We start from the raw sequence: 2,275 nt of genomic DNA on the forward strand, positions 1-2,275 counted from the left end.
ATAAAAGATAATTTTTCTGCCATTGCAGCCAGCTATGCCAACTGGCGACCGGAATACCCGGAAGCACTCTTTACATTTTTAGCATCACTTACAAAAGAACATGATGCAGCATTGGATTGCGGAACAGGCAATGGACAAGCCGCAAAACATTTAGCTGCATATTACAAGCAAGTACAGGCAACAGATATCAGCGCTGCACAATTGCAACATGCCGTTGTAATGCCTAATATTCAGTACAGTATTTCACCTGCTGAAAAAACAATTTTTCCCAAAAACTATTTTGATATTATTTGTGCAGCACAGGCTGCCCACTGGTTTAATCATGATATTTTTTATATAGAGGCTGAAAGAATATTAAAACCGGGTGGCATTATTGCTTTTATTGGTTACGCTTTAATTGAAGTAAACAAAAATGTTGACGAAGTAATACATATCTTATACAAAGAAATTTTAGGCAAATACTGGGATAAAGAAAGAAGGTATATCGACGATCATTATCAGTCTTTGCCTTTTCCTTACACAGTAATAACAATCCCTCAATTTGAAATTAACTGCGAATGGAATTTGCCGCAACTGCTGGGTTACTTAAGTACATGGAGTGCATTGAGCCACTTTAAAAAAATCAATAAGCATGATCCATTGCAGCAATTGCTGCCTGCTTTACAAAAAGCATGGGGAAGCAATGATCTGATAAAGACTATTCATTTCCCTATTATTTCTAAAATTGCGGCAGCTAAAAAAGATTCTTTTAAAAATAAACTGTAACAAAAATGCCAGCTAATCGGTTTAAAAAAAATATGCGGCGTACTTTACTCTATAGTTTTGCATTACTTGCTGTTTGGCTTTTATTAGCGCAATGTTTTATTATGCGTAACCGCTGGAGCGATAAAAAAGCTTATGCTGTTTTTAAAACCAAAGATGTTCCCTTAAAAATATTTGATACAGTAATTAACCAGCGCCATTTACATTATGCCGTTTGCGGCAGCGATACTTTACCCACTTTATTTTTTATACATGGCAGCCCCGGCAGCTGGATGAATTACATGAAGTTTATGTGGGATGAAGACATGCGTAAAAAATTTCGCATTGTAGCGATAGACAGGCCGGGCTTTGGTTACAGCGATTTTGGTAAAGCCCTGCATTTGCAGGAGCAATGCAAAATTATTATGCCGGTTATTGAAAAATTAAAAAATGAGCAACCATTATTTTTAGTGGGCCATAGTTTAGGCGGACCAATTGTTGCAAAACTTGCTGCCGATAATGCTGCTCTTTTTAATACCGTAATAATTATTGCAGGTGCTTTAGATATTAACCAGGAGACAAAAGAAACCTGGCGAAAAATTATGAATGTAAAACCTTTTTATTGGGCTTTGCCCGGCGCATTTGGTCCAAGTAATACAGAGCTGCTCTATCTTAAAAATGATTTACTGCCTTTGCAAAATGATTTTAAAAATATTACCTGCAAAGTTTTATTTATTCATGGCGATAAAGATACCTGGGTGCCGATAGAAAATGTTGCTTACGGAAAAAAGATGATGATCAATGCAACATCAATTGTTGCAGATACAATGCATGGAGCCGATCACCAAATACCGTGGAAGAATATGGATGAATTAAAAACTATTCTGTTGAATTTGTATTGAGTATTTTTCTTTTACTTTCCCATCGCTTTATAAATAGCTTCATGGATTTTTGACCGCACATTCATGTTCAGTAATTTTTTATTTATATCTCCACCCTCAGGGTTAACACGGTTGCTTAAAAAAATAAAGATGAGTTTATTGGCCGGGTCGGCCCAAACGCAAGTGCCTGTATAACCGGTGTGGCCAAAGGTTTGCGGCGATGCAGATAAGCAAGGATAAGGTTCGGGTCTTGTAGCATTATCTTTTTCAGGTTTATCAAAACCATAACCCCGGCGGCTAATTTTACTATGGTAGGCTGTAAAAAGTTGAACCGTTTCTTTATGCAAATAATTTTTACCGTTAAATGTTCCGCCATTCAACAGCATTTGCATTATCACTGCTAAATCGTAAGCATTACTGAATAAACCAGCATGGCCCGACACACCACCAAACATTGCAGCGCCAGGGTCATGCACATCGCCACGTAATAATTGCAGGCGAAAACTTTTTTCCTGTTCGGTGGGTATTATCCTGTTTAAAGTAAAACGATTTCTTGGTTTAAAACCTGATGTGGTTAATCCCAATGGCGCATAAAATTCTTTTTGTGCATATTTGTCAAGTGTTGTTCCCGTAATCGTGCCGAGGGAATCGAC

Annotated in this window: 3 protein-coding genes; 2 read left to right on the plus strand and 1 reads right to left on the minus strand. The window is 37.5% G+C overall.

Going from position 1 to position 2,275, the window contains the following annotated elements; translation table 11 throughout:
- Window positions 1–765 (plus strand): class I SAM-dependent methyltransferase (locus ACY651_RS05880; RefSeq protein WP_462250682.1); only part of this gene is annotated, 765 nt, incomplete at its 5' end.
- Between the two features lie 32 nt (window positions 766–797).
- Window positions 798–1,643 carry an alpha/beta fold hydrolase gene (locus ACY651_RS05885; protein WP_462250684.1) on the plus strand — a complete coding sequence of 282 codons (846 nt, stop codon included), beginning with the start codon at window positions 798–800 and terminating at the stop codon, window positions 1,641–1,643.
- Window positions 1,644–1,654: 11 nt separating this feature from the next.
- Here the strand turns inward: ACY651_RS05885 and ACY651_RS05890 are convergent.
- A partial coding sequence (locus ACY651_RS05890; RefSeq protein ID WP_462250686.1) for a serine hydrolase domain-containing protein occupies window positions 1,655–2,275 on the minus strand: 621 nt, incomplete at its 5' end.

The sequence above is a fragment of the Ferruginibacter sp. genome (assembly GCF_031391665.1).
Taxonomy (GTDB): Bacteria; Bacteroidota; Bacteroidia; order Chitinophagales; family Chitinophagaceae; genus Ferruginibacter.